Origin of the sequence: Delftia sp. S65, from assembly GCF_016516495.1 — a bacterium.
GTDB lineage: Bacteria > Pseudomonadota > Gammaproteobacteria > Burkholderiales > Burkholderiaceae_C > Comamonas > Comamonas acidovorans.
On record NZ_JACVUR010000002.1, the window covers coordinates 234250 to 255727 of the forward strand.

General features: G+C 67.6%; 22 protein-coding genes. 18 read left to right on the forward strand and 4 right to left on the reverse strand.

Annotated features, from left to right (window positions below):
* Nucleotides 1–21: 21 nt before the first annotated feature.
* Entirely contained in the window at nucleotides 22–795 is a 774-nt protein-coding gene (locus IAE24_RS03000) for an IclR family transcriptional regulator (RefSeq protein ID WP_065344964.1), read from the reverse strand.
* Nucleotides 796–909: 114 nt separating this feature from the next.
* On the opposite strand from IAE24_RS03000, the gene IAE24_RS03005 reads away from it, so the two are divergent.
* The 6 genes from IAE24_RS03005 (at nucleotide 910) to IAE24_RS03030 (ending at nucleotide 5480) form a co-directional block, all read left to right on the forward strand.
* Entirely contained in the window at nucleotides 910–1665 is a 756-nt protein-coding gene (locus IAE24_RS03005) for an SDR family NAD(P)-dependent oxidoreductase (protein WP_199958659.1), read from the forward strand.
* Between the two features lie 13 nt (nucleotides 1666–1678).
* Nucleotides 1679–2065, forward strand: a complete 387-nt coding sequence (locus IAE24_RS03010; RefSeq protein ID WP_199958657.1) for an NIPSNAP family protein — start codon at nucleotides 1679–1681, stop codon at nucleotides 2063–2065.
* Between the two features lie 12 nt (nucleotides 2066–2077).
* Nucleotides 2078–2629, forward strand: a complete 552-nt coding sequence (locus IAE24_RS03015; protein WP_012201980.1) for a VOC family protein — start codon at nucleotides 2078–2080, stop codon at nucleotides 2627–2629.
* A gap of 90 nt (nucleotides 2630–2719) precedes the next feature.
* The gene (locus IAE24_RS03020; protein WP_199958656.1) at nucleotides 2720–3694 is read left to right on the forward strand and encodes a tripartite tricarboxylate transporter substrate binding protein; all 975 of its coding nucleotides are present in this window, start codon (nucleotides 2720–2722) and stop codon (nucleotides 3692–3694) included.
* Between the two features lie 4 nt (nucleotides 3695–3698).
* Nucleotides 3699–4280, forward strand: coding sequence for an NADPH-dependent FMN reductase (locus IAE24_RS03025; RefSeq protein WP_199958654.1), 582 nt, complete (start codon nucleotides 3699–3701; stop codon nucleotides 4278–4280).
* A gap of 81 nt (nucleotides 4281–4361) precedes the next feature.
* Nucleotides 4362–5480 carry an alkene reductase gene (locus IAE24_RS03030; protein ID WP_047217535.1) on the forward strand — a complete coding sequence of 373 codons (1119 nt, stop codon included), beginning with the start codon at nucleotides 4362–4364 and terminating at the stop codon, nucleotides 5478–5480.
* 105 nt (nucleotides 5481–5585) lie between these two features.
* Here the strand turns inward: IAE24_RS03030 and IAE24_RS03035 are convergent, their stop codons facing one another.
* Complete coding sequence (locus tag IAE24_RS03035) at nucleotides 5586–7289, reverse strand: methyl-accepting chemotaxis protein (protein WP_012201976.1); 1704 nt, start codon at nucleotides 7287–7289, stop codon at nucleotides 5586–5588.
* A gap of 300 nt (nucleotides 7290–7589) precedes the next feature.
* On the opposite strand from IAE24_RS03035, the gene IAE24_RS03040 reads away from it, so the two are divergent.
* Together IAE24_RS03040 and cueR are read left to right on the forward strand one after the other, a co-directional pair.
* Complete coding sequence (locus IAE24_RS03040; RefSeq protein WP_012201975.1) at nucleotides 7590–7784, forward strand: heavy-metal-associated domain-containing protein; 195 nt, start codon at nucleotides 7590–7592, stop codon at nucleotides 7782–7784.
* A 44-nt stretch (nucleotides 7785–7828) separates the two neighbouring features.
* Nucleotides 7829–8263, forward strand: coding sequence for a Cu(I)-responsive transcriptional regulator (gene cueR, locus IAE24_RS03045; RefSeq protein ID WP_012201974.1), 435 nt, complete (start codon nucleotides 7829–7831; stop codon nucleotides 8261–8263).
* Nucleotides 8264–8289: 26 nt separating this feature from the next.
* Here cueR and IAE24_RS03050 read toward each other — a convergent pair whose 3' ends face one another.
* Entirely contained in the window at nucleotides 8290–9054 is a 765-nt protein-coding gene (locus tag IAE24_RS03050) for a TetR/AcrR family transcriptional regulator (RefSeq protein ID WP_199958653.1), read from the reverse strand.
* A gap of 130 nt (nucleotides 9055–9184) precedes the next feature.
* On the opposite strand from IAE24_RS03050, the gene IAE24_RS03055 reads away from it, so the two are divergent.
* The 8 genes from IAE24_RS03055 to IAE24_RS03090 all read left to right on the forward strand — a co-directional run bounded on the left by IAE24_RS03055 (nucleotide 9185) and on the right by IAE24_RS03090 (nucleotide 18118).
* Nucleotides 9185–10069: an ABC transporter ATP-binding protein gene (locus IAE24_RS03055; protein ID WP_099751000.1), complete on the forward strand. Its 885-nt coding sequence runs from the start codon at nucleotides 9185–9187 to the stop codon at nucleotides 10067–10069.
* On the forward strand, nucleotides 10066–10947 hold the full coding sequence (locus IAE24_RS03060) for a branched-chain amino acid ABC transporter permease (protein ID WP_013799949.1): 882 nt from the start codon (nucleotides 10066–10068) through the stop codon (nucleotides 10945–10947). Before IAE24_RS03055 ends, IAE24_RS03060 begins: the two co-directional genes overlap by 4 nt.
* A 22-nt stretch (nucleotides 10948–10969) precedes the next feature.
* Nucleotides 10970–12007: a branched-chain amino acid ABC transporter permease gene (locus IAE24_RS03065; protein WP_141833087.1), complete on the forward strand. Its 1038-nt coding sequence runs from the start codon at nucleotides 10970–10972 to the stop codon at nucleotides 12005–12007.
* Nucleotides 12008–12044: 37 nt separating this feature from the next.
* Nucleotides 12045–13226 (forward strand): ABC transporter substrate-binding protein, encoded by a 1182-nt coding sequence (locus tag IAE24_RS03070; protein WP_012201969.1) that lies wholly within the window; start codon nucleotides 12045–12047, stop codon nucleotides 13224–13226.
* A 13-nt stretch (nucleotides 13227–13239) separates the two neighbouring features.
* Nucleotides 13240–14058 carry an ABC transporter ATP-binding protein gene (locus tag IAE24_RS03075; protein WP_192368551.1) on the forward strand — a complete coding sequence of 273 codons (819 nt, stop codon included), beginning with the start codon at nucleotides 13240–13242 and terminating at the stop codon, nucleotides 14056–14058.
* 145 nt (nucleotides 14059–14203) lie between these two features.
* Complete coding sequence (locus IAE24_RS03080) at nucleotides 14204–16033, forward strand: AMP-dependent synthetase/ligase (RefSeq protein ID WP_199958652.1); 1830 nt, start codon at nucleotides 14204–14206, stop codon at nucleotides 16031–16033.
* Between the two features lie 9 nt (nucleotides 16034–16042).
* Nucleotides 16043–16831, forward strand: a complete 789-nt coding sequence (locus IAE24_RS03085) for an enoyl-CoA hydratase/isomerase family protein (protein WP_012201966.1) — start codon at nucleotides 16043–16045, stop codon at nucleotides 16829–16831.
* Between the two features lie 99 nt (nucleotides 16832–16930).
* The gene (locus IAE24_RS03090; protein ID WP_013799943.1) at nucleotides 16931–18118 is read left to right on the forward strand and encodes an acetyl-CoA C-acyltransferase family protein; all 1188 of its coding nucleotides are present in this window, start codon (nucleotides 16931–16933) and stop codon (nucleotides 18116–18118) included.
* Between the two features lie 60 nt (nucleotides 18119–18178).
* Here the strand turns inward: IAE24_RS03090 and IAE24_RS03095 are convergent, their stop codons facing one another.
* Nucleotides 18179–19225, reverse strand: coding sequence for a recombination-associated protein RdgC (locus tag IAE24_RS03095; protein ID WP_199958651.1), 1047 nt, complete (start codon nucleotides 19223–19225; stop codon nucleotides 18179–18181).
* A 310-nt stretch (nucleotides 19226–19535) separates the two neighbouring features.
* On the opposite strand from IAE24_RS03095, the gene IAE24_RS03100 reads away from it, so the two are divergent.
* Both IAE24_RS03100 and IAE24_RS03105 read left to right on the forward strand, forming a co-directional pair.
* Nucleotides 19536–20090 carry a Spy/CpxP family protein refolding chaperone gene (locus IAE24_RS03100; RefSeq protein ID WP_071953965.1) on the forward strand — a complete coding sequence of 185 codons (555 nt, stop codon included), beginning with the start codon at nucleotides 19536–19538 and terminating at the stop codon, nucleotides 20088–20090.
* A gap of 175 nt (nucleotides 20091–20265) precedes the next feature.
* Entirely contained in the window at nucleotides 20266–20928 is a 663-nt protein-coding gene (locus tag IAE24_RS03105; RefSeq protein WP_199958650.1) for an acyloxyacyl hydrolase, read from the forward strand.
* Nucleotides 20929–21478: the final 550 nt, after the last annotated feature.

The following is a 21478-nucleotide window of genomic DNA, read 5'->3' on the forward strand; positions in this document are numbered from 1 at the left end:
GGGGCCCCCCCCCCCGGCCCCTTATCTTTTGCGCGTGCGGATGCGCTGCTCTATCTGGGCCGCCGCAGCGCGCACCTGCTGGGCGATGCGCCGCACGCGCGCCGCCGTCATGCGCTGGGTCAGCGCGGCCACGCTGACCGCCCCCATGGCCTGGCCCATGCTGTCGCAAAAATGCGCGCCCACGGCCGTCACGCCCAAGCTCACGCGGTTCTGTATCACGGCCACGCCTGCGCGGGCCGTTTCCTCGCAGGCCAGGCGCAGCCCCGCATCGGTGAGCTTGCCAAAGGCCGGCAGGGCGGGCGCCACGCGCTCGATGATGGCCTCGCGCTCCTCGGGCGCAATGGCGGCCAGCACGGCCAGCCCCCCGGCGCCCACGCCCAGCGGGCGCCGGCTGCCGACCTGCAGCACCAGCGTGCGTATGGGGAAGTCGCCTTCGAGCCGGTGCAGGCACACGGCCTCGAATCCGCTGCGCACCACCAGGTAGGCCGTGTCCTCGGTTTCACGTGACAGCGCCGCCATGGCCGGCTCGCACAGGTCGCGTATGTCGTGCAGCATCGACCCGGCCAGGCCCAGCTCGAAGGCCAGCGGCCCCAGCCGGTAGCGGTGGGTCTGGGCGTCGTGCACCACCAGGCGCTCGGCAATCAGCTGCTTGAGGATGCGGTGGGCCGAAGGGTGGGGCACGCCGGATTTTTCGGCCAGTTCGCTGAGCGGGCAACCGCGCGCGCCCCCGGTCGCCAGCAGCTTGAGAAAGGCCACGCCCCGCTTGAGGGAGCCGGCATCGGACGATGAGGTCATGTTCGTTTATCGGACAACTGAGTGGCGCCGCCGGGCGATTTGAAAACAATCGGAATGGCCGATCAACCACGGCCCGGCCAGGGCACGGCAAGGCCGGGCGCCACGGATTTCCGAATGATGCAACTCTCCCATCCGCCATTGCAAGACAGAATCGCCGTCGTCACCGGCGCCAGCAGCGGCATAGGCGCCGCCACGGCGCGGGCCCTGGCCCGCGAGGGCGCCACCGTCGTGATCGGCTACCACCAGGGCCGCGACCGCGCCCAGGCGCTGCGCGAGAAACTGCCGGGCAGCCACCACACGCTGCAGCTGTCGCTGCAAGACGAGGCAAGCCACGCCACCGCCGCCCAGTGGCTGCAGCAGCACCTGGGCCGGGTGGACCTGCTGGTCAACTGTGCGGGCTTCACCGAGCGCATCGCGCACGCGCAGATCGATGCGCTGGAGCCCGCTCTGTTCAACCGCATCCTGTGCGCCAACGTGGGCGGCACCTATGCCGTGACGCGGGCCCTGCTGCCGCTGCTGCGCGCCTCGCAGGACGCCGCAGTGGTCAACGTGTCCTCGGTCTCCGCCTTCACGGGCCTGGGCAGCAACATGGCCTATTGCGCCGCCAAGGCCGCGCTGGACACGCTGACGGTGTCCATGGCGCGCGCCTTCGGCCCGGTGCGCTTTCTCTGCGTCTCGCCAGCCGCCGTGGACACGGGCTTCGTGGGGGGCCGCAGCCGCCAGGAGCTGGAGAAAAAGGCCGCGCACACGCCGCTGGGCCGCGTGGTCGAGCCCGGCGATGTGGCGCAGGCCATCCTCGCCTGCGCCACGCATCTGCGCACGGCCACGGGCACGCGCATCGTGATCGACGGCGGCCACAGCCTCGGTTGAAAGAAGGCACGTCATGCTCGTCGAACAACGCACCTACACCGCCCACCCCGGCAAATGGCGGGACTACCTGGCGCTCTACCAGGCCGAGGGCCTGGAGCTGCAGCAGCGCATTCTGGGCCGCATGGTCGGCTACTACACCAGCGACTCGGGGCCACTCAACCAGATCGTCCACCTGTGGGCCTATACGGACCTGAACGAGCGCGCCGAGCGCCGCGCCCGCCTGCTGGCCGAGCCACGCTGGCAGGCCTATGTCGCGCGCATGCTGCCGCTGCTGCAAAGCCAGGAATCGAAGTTCCTGGTCCCGGCCCCCTTCTTCCAGCCCCAGTGGAGCGGCTGCCAGGAGCCGCTCCACGGCGCCACAGGCCCCGATTCCGCTTCCGGCCCCCTTTCCACCGACTGACAGGAGACATCCATGCTGTGCAAAAAGCTTCACCACGCCGCCTACCGCTGCAAGGACGCGGCCGAGACCGTGCGCTTCTATACCGAGGTGCTGGGCCTGCGCTTCACCCACGCCATGGGCGAGGACCATGTTCCTTCCACGGGCCAGTACAGCCCGCACATCCACATCTTTTTCGAGATGGAGGACGGCAGCTCCATCGCCTTCTTCGAGTGCCCCAGGGACCCGGGCCAGATGAAGGACATGGAGTCGCCGGGCTGGATACAGCACTTCGCCTTCGAGGTCGCCGACGTGGACACCGTGCTGCGCGCCCGGCAGGACCTGCTGGACCGGGGCATTGACGTGGTGGGTCCCACCAACCACGACGACTTCATCACCTCCATCTACTTCTTCGACCCTTCGGGCCACCGCCTGGAGCTGACCGCACGCACGGCCGACGCGGCGCGCCACCAGGTCTTCGAGCAGGAGGCCATGCAGGTGCTGGCCCTGTGGAACGAGACCCACGACTGGTCGCAGCGCGAAAAGCTCTACGGCGCCCAGACCGGCTACGCACGCGCGGACCGCTAGCCGCAACGCCAGCGAGGCCTGCCAGGCCAGCCAGGCCAGCCAGGCCACTGGACACGTCCGCAGCGCGCAATACAAAAAAGGAGATATGACATGACTGCCATCACCCGACGCACGGCCCTGCTTGCAGGCGCCGCCTCACTCGCCCTGTCCACGGCCCGGGCCCAGGGCGGTTTTCCCAACCGGCCCATTCAATTGATCCACGGCTTTGGCGCGGGCGGCAATGCCGACGTGGTGGCCCGGCTCGTGGCCCAGAAGCTGCAGGAATCGCTCAGGCAGCCCGTGGTGGTGGAGATCAAGAGCGGCGCGGGCGGCTCCATTGCCAGCAACTTCGTGGCCAAGGCGGTGCCGGACGGCTACAGCCTGGTCATGCTCACGGGCGCGCACACCGTGTCGGCCGCGCTGCGCAAATCGCTGCCCTACGACGCGGTCAAGGACTTCGCCTTTGTCTCCACCGTCTCGTCCTTTCCCTTCGTGGTGGCCGTGCGTGCCGAGCATCCCGCCAGGACCCTGGCCGATCTGCTGGCCATGGCCCGCAAGGAGCCGGGACGCATCACCTTCACCTCGGTGGGCGTGGGCTCCACCCAGCACATGGCCGGTGAGCTGCTGGGCTCCACGGCCAAGGTACAGCTGCTGCACGTGCCCTACCGGGGCGGCGGCGCACCCGTGCAGGCCGTGATAGCGGGCGATGTGGACGTGCTCAGCGACACGCTGACCGTGGCCATGCCGCACATCAAATCGGGCAGGCTGCGCGCCCTGGCCGTCACCAGCGCCCAGGCCTGGCCCACCCTGCCCGAGGTGCCACCGGCCTCGGCCGTGCTGCCCGGCTTCGAGGTGCGTTCCTGGCTGGGCCTGGCCGCGCCCGCAGGCACGCCCGCCGACGTGGTGCAAAGGCTGGCCGCCGAAGCCCACAAGGCCCTGAAGGAGCCCGACCTGCTCCTGGCCCTGGCCAGCGCCGGCAGCGCGGCCACGCCCTGCAGCCCCGAGGAGATGCGTGGCATGGTGGGCGCCGAGATCGCGCGCTGGCGCGGCGTCATCCAGCAGGTCGGCATCCCGCTGCAGGCCTGACGCCATGGACATCATCGGCCTGTGCGGCAGCCTGCGCCGCCATTCCCTGAACCGCATGCTGCTGGAGCTGGCGGGCGAATGCCTGCCACCCCAGGCCACGATGCAGGTCTGCGACTGGCGCGCGCTGCCGCCGCTGGATGCCGACCTGCTGGCCACGGGCATGCCCGAATCCGTGCACCAGTTGCGCGAGCGCATCCGTCGTGCCGACGCCATAGTGCTGGCCACGCCCGAGTACAACTTCTCCATTCCAGGCATGTTCAAGAATGCGCTGGACTGGATCTCGCGTGGCGACGACCAACCCTTTCGGCACAAGCCCGTGGCCCTTGTCTCGGCCTCGCCCGGCCCGCTGGGCGGGGCGCGCGTGCAGTACGAACTGCGCAAGGTATTGCAGTGCATGGAAGCCGACGTGCTGGCCCGGCCCGAGGTGTTCGTGGGCCAGGCGGCGCAGAAATTCGACAGCCAGGGCCTGTGCACCGATACCGCCACGCGCAGCTTCGTGACGGCGCAGATGCAGGCGCTGGGGCGACTCGTGGCACAGCACCGTCGCCTGCACGACAGCGCGCAAATCCCTGGCCTGCACGATTGATTCCATGGGCGTAATCTGTGCCGTACGCCGCGCCGCCCGCACGGGTGGCGCTTTTGCTTCACGCACAGAAAGCCCCGTTGCATGACCTCTCTGTTCGATCCCATACAGGCTGGCGAACTGCGCCTGCCCAACCGCATCGCCATGGCGCCGCTGACGCGCAACCGCGCACCCCAGGCCCTGCCCAACGACATCATGGTCACCTACTACGCCCAGCGCGCCAGCGCCGGCCTGCTGATCAGCGAAGGCACGGCCATCAGCCACCAGGGCCAGGGCTATGCCCATGTGCCGGGCCTGTACGGCAGCGAGCAGCTCGACGGCTGGAAGCGCGTGACCGACGCCGTGCACAAGGCCGGCGGGCGCATCGTCACCCAGCTGTGGCATGTGGGCCGGGTCTCGCACACCTCGCTGCAGCCCGAAGGCCAGGCGCCCGTGGGGCCGTCCCCGGTAGCGGCCAGATCCAAGACCTATGTGATTGACGAGGACTCGGGCAAGGGCCAGTTCGTGCCCACCTCCGCGCCGCGCGCGCTCGCCCAGCACGAGCTTCCCGCCATCGTCCACAGCTTCGCCGTGGCCGCGCGCAATGCCGTGGAGACGGCCGGCTTCGACGGCGTGGAGCTGCACGGCGCCAACGGCTATCTGCTGGACCAGTTCCTCAAGACCGGCGCCAACCAGCGCGATGATGACTACGGTGGCAGCATCGAGAACCGCGCCCGCCTGCTGCTCGAATGCACGCGCGCCGCCGCCGATGCCGTGGGCGGCGGCCGCGTGGGCATCCGCCTGTCGCCCGTGACGCCGGCCAACGACATCGCCGATGCCGACCCTCAGCCGCTGTTCGAATACGTGGTGCGCCAGCTGGCGCCGCTGGGCCTGGCCTACATCCACATCATCGAAGGCTCCACCGGCGGCCCGCGTGAGTTGCCCGACCGGCCCTTCGACTACGCGGCCCTCAAATCCGCCTACCGCGAGGCCGGCGGCCAGGGCGCCTGGATGGTCAACAACGGCTATGACCGCGACATGGCGCTGCGCGCCGTGGAAAGCGGCCACGCCGATATCGTGGCCTTCGGCAAGGCCTTCATCTCCAACCCCGACCTGGTCCACCGCCTGCGCGACGACCTGCCGCTGAACCCCTGGAACTCCAGCCTGTTCTACGGCGGCGGCCCCGAGGGCTATACCGACTACCCGTTCGCGCGCCAGGCCTGATTTGCGGCCGCACAAACAAAAAGCGGAGTGCATCGCACTCCGCTTTTTTTGTCCAGACGATCCACGTGGAACAGGGGTCAGGCCCCTGTCCCTGCGTCCGCTATCTCAGGCGTGTTCCAGCAGCTGGGTCTCGCGCGTGTCCCGGCCAGAGGCCAGCGAGGCGCGGCCTGCAGCCGGCGCCAGGCTGGGCTGGCCCTGGGAGGGACGGCCATAGGAAGCATGCGAGCCCATGGACGCCACGGCCGCACCGGCAATGCGGAACTGGCCCACCACCTGCGCCAGGCGCGCGGCCTGCTCGCGCAGCGACTCGGCGGCGGCAGCCGATTCCTCGACCAGGGCTGCGTTCTGCTGCGTCATGCGGTCGATGTCGCCCACGGCCTGGTTGACCTGGCCGATGCCCCCCGACTGCTCGCTGGAAGCCGCCGTGATCTCGCCAATGATGTCGCCCACGCGCTGCACGCTGTCCACGATTTCCTTCATGGTCTTGCCAGCATCCTCCACCTGGCGCACGCCCACGTCCACGGCCTGCACGCTGGTCTGGATCAGCGCCTTGATCTCGCTGGCCGCCTGGGCCGAGCGCTGGGCCAGCGAACGCACCTCGGCCGCCACCACGGCAAAGCCGCGCCCCTGCTCGCCGGCACGTGCCGCTTCCACGGCGGCGTTCAGCGCCAGGATGTTGGTCTGGAAGGCGATGGAGTCGATCAGGCCGATGATGTCGCCGATCTTGCGGCTGGAGGTCGTGATCTCCTGCATGCTGACCACGGCCTGGGCCACCACGTCGCCACCGCGCGTGGCCGTGGTCGAGGCAGAGGCCGCCAGCTGGTTGGCCAGCTGCGAGGACGATGCCGTCTGCTGCACCGTGGCCGTGAGCTGGGACAGCGAGGCCACGGTCTCCTGCACATTGCTGGCCGTCTGCTCGGTGCGCGAGGACAGGTCCTGGTTGCCCGTGGCGATCTCCTGGCTGGCCGTGGCGATGTTGCCGCTGGCGTCGCGCACCTGGGTCACCATGGAGCCCAGGCTCTGCTGCATCTGGTCCAGCGCGCGCTGCAGATCGGCCACCTCATCCTTGCCCTCCACCTTCACGCTCTGCGACAGATCGCCCTGGGCAATGGTCAGCGCCGTCTGGCGCGCCTGCACCAGGGGGCGGCAGATGGACAGCATGTTCATCAGCGTCAGCGGCACCACCACCAGCACCGTGAGCACCACGGCCGCCACGAAGATCCACTGCGTCTGCTCGGCCACGCCCTGCTCCTCCGCGGCCATGGCATCGACCTGCTGGCGCAGCAGCTGGTCGAGCTGGGCGATGAGCTTTTCGACCTCGGCCACCTCGGCCATGGCCTTGCCGCTCATGCGGTTGGCCGTGGTCGCCGTGTCATAGCCACCGGCCTCCAGCTGCCGCGCAATGTGCTCGAACTGCTGGCGGTAGCGGTCCACGCGTTCGGAGATGCCGCTGACGATGGCATCGTCGGCCGGGTCCTCGTCCTTCAGAAAGCGCTCGGCCACGGATTTCACGCGGTCGATGGCGGCCAGCCACTGGGTGTGGGCCTTGCGCACCTCTTCGGCACGCTCGTACTGGATGATCATGTCCTTTTCATGGGCGCGCACGGCACCCAGCTCGGCGCGCAACTCCACCATGTAGCCCATCTTGGCGTACGAGGTATGCATGAACTGCTGACTCATGCCATGGATGCGGAACATGCCCAGCATCCCGGCTCCGCCCAGCAGACCCAGCAGTACCAGCACCATGGCGATGGCACCCAGCATCCGCGTGCGGATCGTGAAAGCCCGCATCATTCCCAACAAGTTCATGACCGTTTTCCTCTCTGTCAGTCAAGGCGCCCGCACGGTCTCCAAATGCATAGCGCCAACGTAAATACAAATTGTTGCAGTTTGTCAGATGATCGCCAATGGCCTATGACGGTTTTTGCCTATTCACGGCTCTTTTCGATCTATCGGCCATTGCAGCGGATCATTGAGCCGGCCGGCTCACATCGAATTGGGCCAAATCAACCCTTGTCCAGCCAGGAGCTTGACCTTGCCATGGTGTTAGGGTTCAACATGCCGTCCATGGCTTGCGCCACTTCGGCGCGCCCCAACCAGGAGCGAGAGATGCAACATGTTTTCACCGTGCAGGGCATGACCTGCGGCCACTGCGAACGCGCCGTCACCCAGGCCGTGCAGGGCGTGGATGACCAGGCCCAGGTAAAAATCGATCGCGCCGCCCAGCGCGTGGAAGTCGACAGCAGCGCCAGCCGCGAGGCACTGGGCGCCGCCATTGCCGAAGAAGGCTACAAGGTCGCCTGAGAGACACCTCAAAGACGCCCGAAGGCATCCGAAAGGCACGCACCATGTCCGCCCACCCCGCCCAGCACTGGCCCGTCTCCATCGGCGAGGCCGCACGCCGCGCCGGTGTCTCGGCGCGCATGGTGCGCCACTACGAAGCCCAGGGCCTGCTGCCGCCCATGCACCGCACGGACGGCGGCTACCGCCAGTACGCCGAGGCCGACGTGCATGCCCTGCGCTTCATCCGCCGGGGGCGCGACCTCGGTTTTTCCATGGACGAGATCGCCACCCTGCTCGGCCTGTGGCAGGACAAGAGCCGCGCCAGCAGCCAGGTCAAGGCCATCGCCCAGCGCCACATCGACGAACTGACCGAGCGCATCGCCGCCATGCAGGCCATGCAGCGCACGCTCAAGACCCTGGTGCACTGCTGCCACGGCGACGACCGGCCGGACTGCCCGATATTGGATGATCTGGCGGCGCAGGAGAGTGCGGCACCGTAGCGTGGCTCACGGCAGGGAACGGCACTTCAGCCGCCCGCCTTCGCACGCTTTGCAGGCTTGCCCACCTTGGGTGGCTTGGATAACTTGGGCGTATCGAGAACATCCGCCCGCCGCAGCACACCCCCCATCAAGGTATCAATGCACTGCTGCGCCACTTCCTCGGCCGAGTACTGGCCGCCAGGCTGGTACCAGCGGCCTATCCAGCTGAGCGCGCCGGCGATGACAAACGCGGTCATCTTGGGGTCGCAGGGGGCCAGCGAGCCCTCCTGCACGCCAGCGGCCACCAGGCGGCGGAAGGCCTGGTCTATGGCGGCCTTCTGGCGGCGCAGTTCGCGGCGGCTGTCGGGGGGGACCTGTTCGTCGCCGACACGGATCAGGCACATGCCGAAGTCCATGGTGACGATGCGCGCATAGACCTGCATGCAGGCGCGCAGCTGGTCCACGGCCTGGCCGCCTGCGCGGCGCGAGGCCTCGATGCCTTCCAGCGTCATGGCCAGGCCCTGGTTCACGCACTGCAGCAGGATCTCGTCCTTGTTCTTGACGTAGTAGTACAGCGTGGGCTTGCTCACGCCCAGCCGCGCGGCGATGTCGTCCAGCGAGGTGGCGGAGAAGCCGCGCTCGTTGAACAACTGGGCGGCGGCCTGCAGCACGGCCTGGCGCTTGGCCTCGCGCTGCTGCTCGCGGTCGGGCGTGCCGCTCCAGGGCGAGTCCACGGCGGGCGCCGCACGGCCTTTGCGGGTGCGGGTTCCGGGGCTGGGTCGGGTCTTGGTTTTAGGGCTCGATGGCTTCATGGCGGCGGGTGCACCGGGGAAATCACCGATGCTGCATGCGGTGGGCGACAACCAGAATCTACTCCAAAGTAAACAGCCTACGCATCAGTAGGCTCCTGCCCGGCTCGACGAACCAACGCACGAGAGCGCCATGGAGACACACCCCGACGGCGGCCCGCCCGCCCCCTTGCTGCAGGTCGATGGCGTCACGCTCGCCTTTGGCGGCGTGAAGGCGCTGTCGGGCGTGGGCTTCGATGTGCAGCCCGGCTCGATCACGGCGGTGATCGGCCCCAACGGCGCGGGCAAGACGTCGCTGTTCAACACCATCTCGGGCTTTTACCGGCCCACGGGCGGCTCCATCCGCTTCCAGGGCGAGGACATCACGCGCATGCCGGCGCCGCGCCGCGCGCGGCTGGGCCTGGGGCGCAGCTTCCAGAACATTGCGCTGTTCCGGGGCATGACGGTGCTGGACAACATCAAGCTGGGCCGCCACGCCCACCTGCGCACCAACGTGCTCGACGCCCTCCTCTACCTGGGCCGCGCGCGCCGCGAAGAGGCCGAGCTGCGCCGCGACATCGAGGAGCGCATCATCGATTTTCTGGAGATAGACCACATCCGCCATGCGCCCGTGGCCGCCCTGTCCTACGGACTGCAAAAGCGCGTGGAGATGGCGCGCGCCCTGGCCATGCAGCCGCGCATCCTGATGCTGGACGAGCCCGTGGCCGGCATGAACCGCGAGGAGACCGAGGACATGGCGCGCTTCATCCTCGACGTGCGCGCCGAATGGGGCGTGACCGTGCTCATGGTAGAGCACGACATGGGCATGGTCATGGACCTGTCCGACCATGTGGTGGTGCTCAACTTCGGCCAGGTCATCGCCCAGGGCACGCCCGCCGTGGTGCAGGCCGATCCCGAGGTGAACCGGGCCTACCTGGGCGCCGGTGATGTGGGCGAGCTGCGGCGCCGGCTGCGCGGCGCGTCCACCCGGCCAGAGCCCGCCACGCCGCAGCCTGCCCTGGCACAGGAAGCCGCATGATGGACTGGGCCTACCTGTTCGAGATCGCCCTCACGGGCCTGGCCGCAGGCGGCCTGTATGCGCTGGCCGCGCTGGCCTTCGTGGTGGTCTACAAGGCCACGCGCGTGGTCAACATCGCCATCGGCGAGCTGCTGATGGTGGGCGCCTACCTGTTCTTCACCTTCGCGGCCATGTTCGCGCTGCCGCTGTGGCTGGCCATTCCCGCCGCCGTGCTGGGCACGGGGCTGCTGGGCGCGCTGATCGAGCGCACCATGATCCGGCCGCTGCTGGGCGAGCCGCCGATCTCGGTGTTCATGGTCACCGTGGGCCTGGCCTCGGTACTGGTGGGCCTGGTGGAGCTGATCTGGACGGCCGACCAGCGCCGCCTGCCCGAGTTCATGCCCACGCAGCCCGTGATGATCGGCGAGGCCTTTCTCGCGCCCAAGGTGGCCTGGGGCGCAGCCGTGGCCGTGGTCTTCATCGCGGCCGTGCTGCTGGTGTTCCGCTACTGGCGTGGCGGCGTGGCCCTGCGCGCCACGGCCAGCGACCAGGCAGCGGCCTATTCGGTGGGCATCAACGTGCCGCGCGTGTTCTCGCTGGCCTGGGTGGTGTCGGCCATGATCGCGGCGGTCTCGGGAATCATCGTCGGCTCCATCGGCGGCATCTCGTCGAGCATGGGCGTGTTCGGCCTGTCGGTGCTGGTGGTCGTCATCGTGGGCGGGCTGGACAGCGTGCTGGGCGCCCTGGTCGGCGGCCTGTTCATCGGCCTGGTGGAGGCGCTGGCCGGCGCCTACCTGGGCGGCGAGTACAAGCTGCTGGCCACCTTCATCGTGCTGGTCGTGGTGCTGATGCTCAGGCCCTACGGCCTGTTCGGCACGCACGAGATCGAGCGGCTCTAGACAGCTTCAGAAAGACGGCAGCATGCGCATAGGCACCCTCAAGGAAAGCTACATCGCCGATGCGGCGCTGTTCGACTCCCGCACGCAACGCATCTGGCTGGCCATGGCCGGCGCGCTGCTGCTGCTGTTTCCCTTCATGGCCAGCGACTACTGGCTGTACCTGGCCTGCCTGGTCAGCATCAACGTGGCCGGCGCCACCGGGCTGAACATCCTCACCGGCTACACGGGCCTGGTCAGCCTGGGCCAAGCCGCCTTCATGGGACTGGGCGCCTACACGGTGGCCATCGTGCAGGCGCGCTGGGGCACGCCCGTGCTGTTCAACCTGCTGGCGGGCGGCTTCGTGGCCATGCTGGGCGGCATCGTGGTGGGCCTGCCCTCGCTGCGCGTCAAGGGCCTGTACCTGGCGATTGCCACCATCGCGGCCTCGTTCATCGCCCATTTCCTGTTCGCCAACCTCAAGCTCACGGGCGGCACGGCGGGCCTGACGCTGCAGCCGGCCACGGTGTTCGGCGTGGCGCTGGACACCTCGTTCCGGCTGTACTGGGTGATCGTGCCCGTCACGCTGCTGATGCTGCTGGGCGCGGCCAACCTGTTTCGCACGCGCATAGGCCGCGCCTTCATCGCCATCCGCGACCGCGACATCTCGGCCGAGGTGCTGGGCATACCGCTGCTGCGCTACAAGCTGCTGTCGTTCGGGCTGTCCTCGTTCTACGCGGGCGTGGCGGGCGGGCTGTGGGCGTACTTCTTTCGCGTGGTCACGCCCGAGAGCTTTCCGCTCTTGATGTCCATCTTCTTTCTGGCGGCCATCATCGTCGGCGGCATGGGCTCCATCCTGGGCGGCATCCTGGGCGCGGTCTTCATGACCATGGTCCCGGAGCTGCTCAAGCTCATCGTGGACCTGCTGCCCGGCGGCTCGGAGCTGGCCGTCTTCCTGTCGCCCGTGCGCACCATGGTGTTCGGGCTGCTGATCATCGTCTTTCTGGTCTTCGAGCCGCAGGGGCTCGCAGAAATGTGGCGGCGCCTGCGCCGCTTCTTCCACCTGTGGCCCTTCCGCAATTGAGGCGGCGCCGCGCACGACAAGCAAAAGGAGACAAGCAATGCAGCAACACCCGACCTCCTCGCGCCGCCGCAGCCTGCTGCTGGCGGCCGGCGCCAGCCTGGCCGCACCGCTGGCCGCCCGCGCCCAGGCTGGCGGCGAAGACATCGTGATCGGCGGCTCCATCCCCATGACGGGCGTGTTCGCCTTCGCGGGCGTGGGCATCAATGCCGGCATGGGCGACTACGTGAAGATGGTCAACGAGGCAGGCGGCATCAAGGGCCGCAAGATCCGCTACGTGCCCGAGGACACGGGCTACAAGGTCGATGTCTCGGTGGCCGCGTTCAAGAAGATCACCAGCCAGAACAAGGTCAACCTCTACTACGGCGACTCCACGGGCTTTTCCAAGACCATCAACCCGGAGCTGGACCGCAACGGCGCCATCCTCATGGCGGGCGCCTCCTTCGCCACCGAGCTCAACAACCCGGCCAAGTACCCGAACCAGTTCCTCGTGGGGCCCGACTACACGGAGATGTTCGGCATCCTGCTCAAGCACATCGCCAAGGAAAAGCCGGGCGCCAAGGTGGCCTTCGTCTACTCCGACTCCGAATTCGGCCGCGACCCCATCGAGGCCAGCGAGGCGGCCGCCAAGAAGCTGGGCCTGAACGTGGTGGCCAAGCTGATGACACCGCCCGGCAGCGTGGACGTGTCCACCGAAGTCATCAAGCTGCGCCGCGCCGCGCCCGACTACACCATCTTCCACGGCTACATCCTCGCGCCCATTCCCGAGTTCATCCAGCAGGGCAAGCAGATGGGCATGACCAGCCAATGGATGGGCACCTTCTGGACCATGGACAGCTCCACCGTCATGAAGATGGGCGAGGCCGGCGACGGCTTCATGGGCGTCATGCCCTACCGCTACTACTACGACACCTCGGCCAAGGCGCCCATGCTGGACAAGATCCGCGCGCTGCGCCCCGAGTACCAGAGCACGGCCTATATCCAGGGTTTCCTGGCGGCCATGCTGTTCGTGGAATCGGCCAGGCGCTGCCTGGACGCTGGCAAGCCGCTCACCGGCCCCAACCTCAAGGCCGCGCTCAATTCCATCAAGGACTTCGACACGGGCGGACTGATCGGTGTGCCCATCACCATCAAGGGCAATTCGATTCCCGTGGGCCGCGTCTACAAGGCGGATATGAAGGCGCAGAAGATGCTCCCAGCGTCCGACTGGATAGCGCTCTGAATCCCGTGGCGCCATGACCCAGACTGCCCAGGATCTGGTCCTCGAAATCAACAACATCGAGGTCATCTACAACAAGGTCGTGCAGGCCCTGCGGGGCCTGTCGCTGGCCGTGCCGCGCGGCCAGATCGTGGCCCTGCTGGGCAGCAACGGCGCGGGCAAGAGCACCACGCTCAAGGCCGTCTCCGGGCTGCTGGCGCTGGAGGACGGCCTGCTGGCCAGCGGCAGCGTGCGCTACAACGGCCAGTCCACCGCGCAGTACGCGCCCCAGCAGCTGGTGCGCCTGGGGCTGTCGCATGTGATGGAGGGCCGGCGCGTGTTCGAGGACCTCACGGTGGAGGAAAACCTCGTGGCCGCCACCTACGCGCTCACGGGCCGCAATCAAGTCAAGCCCGACTTCGACCTGGTCTACAGCTACTTCCCGCGCCTGCATGAGCGACGCAAAGGCCTGGCCGGCTATCTGTCGGGCGGCGAGCAGCAGATGCTGGCCATTGGCCGCGCGCTGATCGCCGAGCCCCAGCTCATGCTGCTGGACGAGCCCTCGCTGGGCCTGGCGCCGAAGCTGGTGGAGGACATCTTCACCATCATCGCGCGCATCAATGCCGAGCGCGGCACCTCCATGCTGCTGGTCGAGCAGAACGCCACCGTGGCCCTGGCCGTGGCGCACAGCGGCTACATCATGGAGAACGGCAAGATCGTCATCGACGGGCCGGCCGAACGTCTGGCCCAGGATGCCGACGTGCGCGAGTTCTACCTGGGCATGGGTGGTGGCGGCGAGGCAAAAAGTTTTCGCGACCTGAAGCACTACAAGCGCCGCAAGCGCTGGTTGTCATGAAGCACCCCCTGAGTCGCTTCGCGCCTTCCCCCTCTCTCCCGCTTCGCGAGGGAGGGGGACAGCACCCTCGGTGCGGGGCGGCCCTTCCTCGGTGCTCCCGTGTGGGGGCACGCCAGTGTCACAGGCAGCGCGATGGGTCATTGATATGAAGAACCTTCCCGAACTCACCCTGCCCCAGATGCTGGCCGAACGCGCGCGCAGCGATGCCCAGCGCGTGGCCATACGGCAAAAGGACTTCGGCATCTGGAAGCCCACCAGCTGGGCGCGCTACCACGAGCGTGCCAGCCACTTCGGGCTGGGCCTGGCACAGCTGGGCCTGCCGCCAGGCGGCCACATGGGCGTGATCTCCGAGAACCGCATCGAGTGGGTGCTGGCCCAGATGGGCGCGGGCCTGATCGGCGCCATCACCGTGGGCGTGTACCCCACCAGCCCCACGCCCGAGGTCGCCTATGTGGCGGGCCATGCCGATGTGGACATCATGGTCTGCGAGGACCAGGAGCAGACCGACAAGCTGCTGGCCGCCCTGCCCCAGCTGCCGCGCCTGAAGAAGATCATCGTCATGGAGACCAAGGGCCTGCGCAGCTTCGCGCCCGAGGTCCGCGCCCTGATCGCCACCTTCGACGAGGTCGAGCGCCTGGGCGCCCAGGCTGCCAGCCGTGCCCCCATCGAAGAGGCGCTGGCACGCCAGACGCTGGATGACGTGGGGCTGATGATCTACACCTCGGGCTCCACCGGCAAGCCCAAGGGCGCCATGATCACCTACCGCAACATCCGCGGCGTGGTGCCCGGCATTGCCGAGCGGCTGGGGCTGGACGGCGGCACGCGCCACCTTTCCTACCTGCCGCTGTGCCACGTGGCCGAGCAGATGCTGACCAGCTTCGTGCCGGTCTACCTGGGCTCGCAGGTGCACTTTGGCGAGTCCATCCGCACGGTGCAGGAAGACCTGCGCGAAGTCGCGCCCAACATGTTCCTGGGTGTGCCGCGCATCTGGGAGAAGCTGCATGCGGCCATCAGCATCAAGATGCAGGAGACCGGACCGCTGCGCCGCGCGCTCTACCGGCGCGCCATGGCGGCCTGCGCACCGCTGGCCGAAAAGCCCCGCAGGCAGTGGAGCCTGGCCGAGCGCCTGGCCTGGGCGGCCAGCTACTGGAGCGTGCTGCGCGCGCTGCAGAACTTCATCGGCCTGCGCGAGGCACGCGTGGCGCTCACCGGCGCCGCGCCCATACCGCCCGACGTGGTGCGCTTTTTCCGCACGCTGGGCGTGCCGCTGATCGAGGTCTACGGGCTGACCGAATCCACGGGAATGGTTACCGGCCACCGCCTGGACGACGTGGCCGTGGGCACCGTGGGCGTGGCCACCGAAGGCGTGCAATGGCGCATTGCCACCCATGCCGGCCCCGATGAGGGCGACGGCAGCGGCGAGCTCCAGATCAAGGGCGACATGGTCTTCGCGGGCTACTACAAGAACCCCGAGGCCACGGCGCAAAGCCTGCAGGACGGCTGGCTGCACACGGGCGACGTGGTGCGCGTGCAGGGCGGCCAGCTGCGCATCGTGGACCGCCTCAAGGACATCATGATCACCGCCGGCGGCAAGAACCTCACGCCCTCGGAGATCGAGAACACCATGAAGGCCAGCCCCTTCATCAAGGAGTGCATCGTCGTGGCCGAGGGCCGCAAGTTCGTGGGCGCGCTGGTGCAGATCGACTACGAGACGGTTGGCCAATGGGCCCAGGCGCGGCGCATTCCCTTCACGCATTTCCGCTCCCTGGCCGAGATGGCCGAGGTGCGCGCGCTGATCGATGCCGAGATCGCGCAGGGCAATGCCCGCCTGGCCCAGGTCTCGCATGTGCGGCGCTTCCATCTGCTGACCAAGGAACTGGACCACGACGACGGCGAAGTCACGGCCACGATGAAGGTGCGCCGCTCGTCCATCTACAAGACCTACGCCGCCGAAATCGACGCCCTGTACCACTGATCCGCTCCCATGACCGACACGCAAGACACCCCACTGCTGCTGCACCGCGAAGGCGCCATCGCCACGCTGACCTTCCACCGCCCCGCCGCCCTCAACGCCATCGACGTGCCCATGGCGCTGGCACTGCGCGATGCCGTGCGCACCCTGGCCCAGGACCGCGCGCTGCGCTGCGTGGTGCTGGAAGGCGCGGGCCGCGCCTTCATGGCGGGCGGCGACCTGGACACGCTGGCCGCCGACCCCGTGCGCGGCGCGGCCGAGCTGCTGGCGCCGCTCAACGAGGCCGTGGCGCTGCTGGGCCAGCTCGATGCGCCCGTCATCGCCAAGGTGCACGGCGCGGCGGCAGGCGCCGGCCTGTCGCTGATGCTGCAGGCCGACTTCGTCTACGCGGCCGAGGGCACGCGCTTCAACCTGGCCTACATCAACCTGGGCGCCAGCTGCGACGTGGGAGCCTCCTGGGCGCTGCCGCGCATCGTGGGCCTGCGCAACGCGCTGGAGATCGCCATGCTGGGCGAGACCCTGGACTGCGCCCAAGCGCAGCGCCTGAGCCTGATCAACCGCGTCCTGCCGCCCGCCGAACTCGACGCCGCCGTGCAGCAGCTGGCCCAGCGCCTGGCCGCCGGCCCCACGGTGGCGCTGGGCCATATGCGCCGCCTCATGCGCGCGGGCCTGGACCGCAGCCTGCGCGACCAGCTGGCCGCCGAGGCCTGCGCCTTCGATGCCTGTGCGCGCACGGCCGACCTGCCGCGCGGCATTGCGGCGTTCCACGCCAAGCAGACGCCGCAATTCGAGGGGCGTTGACCTGCGCCCGGAACTGACGCCGAGGCGGCTGCGCTGCCTGCCGCCTGCCCGGCACAATGCACTCCATCCCCCGTGTTCATCGCTTCGAGGAGCTTCACCATGACCCCACGCGACGTCTTCGTCGTCGGCACTGCGCGCACCGCCATCGGCACCTTCGGCGGCAGCCTCAAGGACGTACCCAACACCCAGCTGGCCACCACGGCCGTCAAGGCGGCCATCGAGCGCGCGGGACTGGCGCCCGACGCCGTCGGCCACGTGGTCATGGGCAATGTGATCCCCACCGATACCAAGGACGCCTACCTCTCGCGCGTGGCCGCCATCGATGCGGGCTGCCCCATCGAGACGCCGGCCTTCAACGTCAACCGGCTGTGCGGCTCCGGCCTGCAGGCCATCGTCTCTGCCGCCCAGGCCATTGCGCTGGGCGACTGCGACGTGGCCATCGGCGGCGGCAGCGAGTCCATGAGCCGCGGGCCCTACTTCGACCAGGCCGCCCGCTGGGGCGCGCGCATGGGCGACGCCAAGAGCATCGACTACATGCTGGGCATCCTGCACGACCCCTGGCAGAAAATGCACATGGGCATCACGGCCGAAAACGTGGCCGAGCGCTACCACATCAGCCGCGAAATGCAGGACGAACTGGCGGCAGCCAGCCACCAGCGCGCGGCCGCTGCCATTGCGGCAGGCCACTTCAAGGAGCAGATCGTTCCCGTGGAAATCGCCACGCGCAAGGGCGTCGTGGTCTTCGATACCGACGAGCATGTGCGCGCCAGCACCACCATCGAATTGCTGTCCACCATGAAGCCCGCGTTCCGCAAGGAAGGCGGCAGCGTGACGGCCGGCAATGCCTCGGGCATCAACGACGGCGCCGCCGCCGTGGCCCTGGCCGCAGGCGATCGCGTGGCCGCCCTGGGACTGAAGCCGCTGGCGCGCCTGGTGGGCTACGCCCATGCCGGCGTGGATCCCGCCTACATGGGCATAGGCCCCGTGCCGGCCACGCAGAAGGTGCTGCAGCGCACGGGCCTGAAGATTGCAGACATGGACGTGATCGAGGCCAACGAGGCCTTCGCGGCCCAGGCCTGCGCCGTGATCCAGCAGCTGGGCATGGACCCGGCCAAGGTCAACCCCAACGGCTCGGGCATCTCGCTGGGCCACCCCGTGGGCGCCACGGGCGCCATCATCACGACCAAGGCCATCGCCGAGCTGCAGCGCACGGGCGGCCGCTATGCGCTGGTGACCATGTGCATTGGTGGCGGCCAAGGGATCTCGGCCATCTTTGAAAGAGTCTGAGCGCCGCCTGAGCGTGGCGATGTTTCACATGAAACATCGCCACCGCAGCCGCCTGCCGGCTTAGAAAGGCGCTTCTTCAGGCGCCGTATCCACGGGCGCCAGGGCCGGCCCCGTCAACGCACCACGGCCCGAGGCCGCTGCACGCGGTGCCGCTGGTGCCGCTGTAGGAGTCTGGGCAGCGGGTGTCTGCAGCGATGCCGGCAGATCCTGGCCCAGGCCCGTGCGCCCTTCCCCGCCCAGCGCCTCGATCAGATCGGGGATGAGCTTGGACAGCTCGCCCGTGGCAATCGCCACATCGGCATCGAAGCCGCCGTCGTCCTGCGACTGGCCTTCCATCACGGCATCGAGCAGCGCGATCTTGCGGATCTGCAGACCCTCGGTCAGCACGAAGCTCACGCGGTCATCCCAGGTCAGCGCCAGGCGCGTGGGCAGCTTGCCGTGCTCGATGTGCTGGCGCACCTCGTCGATGTCCAGCGGATGGCGCGCATAGCGCACCACGGCCTTGGATTCGTCGGCGGCCTTGAGCTCGCATTCGCGGTCAATCGAGAAGCCGGCCGGGCTTTCCTGCGTGGTCAGCCAGTGCGCCATGGCGGCCTGGGCGCTGGTCTGCGTATCGACCAGGGCCAGCGCAAAGCCTGTGAGGCCCTCCACCAGCGAGCTGACCACCTCGTCGGCGCGAGCCTGGCTGCCGGTGTCCAGCACCAGGGTGCGGGCCTGCGGGTCCAGCCAGACCCACATGGCGCCCTGCTTGGTGAAGGCCATGGGCAGCAGGTCCAGCTTGGCCTCGTCCTTGAGTTCCTTCTTTTCCTTCTTGCCGGGCTTGCGGCCTTCGGTGGCCTCGATGTGGGCAGCCTTTTCGTTGACGCGGCGGTTGAGCACGCTGGCCGGCAGCATCTTGGCCTCGGTCATGAAGCGCATCACCCACTGATTGGCCACGGACTCGGCCAGCGGGCCATGGGGCTCGCCGCGCGGCGGCACCCAGCCGGCGCTGCGCTCCTGCGTGGCGCCGCACTCGGCAAACGGGCTCTTGCCCAGGGCTTCTTCAAGCTGCTGCAAATCGCCCTGCCAGCTCTCGGCAATGCGATAGACGATCATGTTTTTGAACATAGCGAACCTTTGCTCGGACGGACTGCGGCTGCGCCGCAGCAGGGGTGTGCAACACCGGGCTGCGCCGCCTCCATCCAGAGGGAGAAAACAGAAAAAACAGCAGGGGCGCCATGCCTTGGCGCCCCGCCCGGTCATTGTGCATGCCTGGCACCGGACGGCGCTGCACAAGCTTGTCAATTCTTTACAAGCCGTGCGCAAAACCTCACTGCCCCGATACATCGGACGACCACACTTCAATCATCCGCTGCACAGGGCTCGCCAAGTGCCTTGACGGCGGCCTTCAGTCACCCTCTCCAGAAAGGATTTTGGAATGACCACCACCTTCCGCCGCACCCTCGCCAGCGCCGCCGCTGCCACCGCCTTGCTGGCATCGTTCGCCCTGCCCTCGTACGCCCAGACCGCCGCGCCGGCAGCCCCCGCCGCCGCCGCTACCACCACAGCGCCCAAGCCCGATCGCGCCATGCACAAGCACGGCGACCGCAGGGAGCACATGCAGCAGCGCATCGCCAAACTCAAGGCCGACCTCAAGCTCACGCCGGCCCAGGAAACCGCATGGAACACCTATGCGGCCACCTTCAAGCCCGGCGAGCGTCCCCAGCGCATGGAGCGCGAGGACTTCGCCAAGCTGACCACGCCCCAGCGCATCGACAAGATGCGTGAAATGCGTGCCCAGCGCGCGGCCGATGCCGATCGCCGCGGCGAAGCCACCAAGGCCTTCTACGCCCAGCTGGATGCCAGCCAGCAAAAGACCTTCGATGCCGCCACGCTGCACAAGGGCCACCCCGGCCACCACGGCATGGACCACGGCCCGCGCCATGACCACAAGAGCGGCCAGGCCCGCCCTGCCCCGGCACCCGCCCAGTAAGCAGCCACCTGGCCTGCCCGCCACCAGCGGGCAGCCGGATTGCTTGCGCCAGCCCTTGCACGGACGCCTTGTCAGGCGGCCGACAGTGCAAGGGCTTTTTTGCTGACTCCCCGATCTTCCCCGGACTGCCTAGAGTGGAACAGGCACAGCATTGTGTGCTGCCCCGGAGAAGATCATGGCCCCCAAAAACACTCAAACGACGCCATCCAGCTGCCAGAACCACGCAACGGCGCGCAAACATCCACCAGAACGTTCAGGGCGACCAGGACGACCAAGACGAACCGCAAGTGTTGCCGCCGTGCTGCTGGCCGGTGCAGCGGCCGTCCTGCCCCTGGCGGCGCAGGCGCAGTCCACGCCGGAATCCTCCCCCTCCATGTACCTGCAATACGGCGCGGCCGAGCACAGTGCCGACAGCTGGACCGTGGGCGTCACCGTGCCCTGGCGCAACTGGCGCCATGCGCTGTGGGGCGGCCAGCTCAGCGGCTACTGGGATGTCTGGGGCGCCCGCTGGTCGGCGCCGCTGGAGGGTCGCGATCGCGGCACCTGGGTCATCGGCGTGAATCCCACCGTGCGCTGGCGTCCCAGCAACGGGCAGTCGCCCTGGTTTGCAGAAACCGGCGTGGGCCTGAGCTGGGCGCTGAACCGTCGCTACGTCACGGACGAGAAGGAATTCCCCACGCGCTACAACTTCGCCACCCATATCGGCGTCGGCTACCTGTTTGGCAGCCAGGGCCAGCATGAGCTGGTGCTGCGGCTGGAGCACCATTCCAACGCAGGCATCAAGAAACCCAACCCCGGCGAAAACTTCCTGCAGCTGCGCTACGCCCACCATTTCTGACCACGGTTGCGGATCCCGGCAAGACCACCTTCAAGGTGGTCTTTTTTTGTCCTCAGCCGACCTGTGGAAAAACCTGGGCATAAAAATCTCGTAAATCCATGCTTATCCACAAGGAGGATGCGCCATGGAAAGTTGTGCCCAAAACGGGTGCAGCAGCGAAGCAGCATCCACCACAGGGTTTGAAGTGTCTTAAGTTGTTGATTTTTATAAGACAAATTCAGTTATCAACAATTAAGCACTTCACTTACTACTACTACTAATTAAAAAATAAGAGAGATAGGAATAACAGCCAAGGGCGGTTTTTCACAGTGGCAAGACCGTTCGGGATAAAAAAAGGCAGCCGGTCCATCAGGAAAAACGGTCTGTCAACAGGTCACAGCACTGCAAGACCATGTGCTCATCCATGTCTGGCAAGCCTTCCTTTCACATGGATAAGCTGAAAAATCCTTATAGATCAATAACTTGAAGTGCAATAAAGAAAAAAATGCACCTCACACAAAACTGTGGATAGATGAAGACCAACTCAACAGTTATCCACAGAAAAAATCGA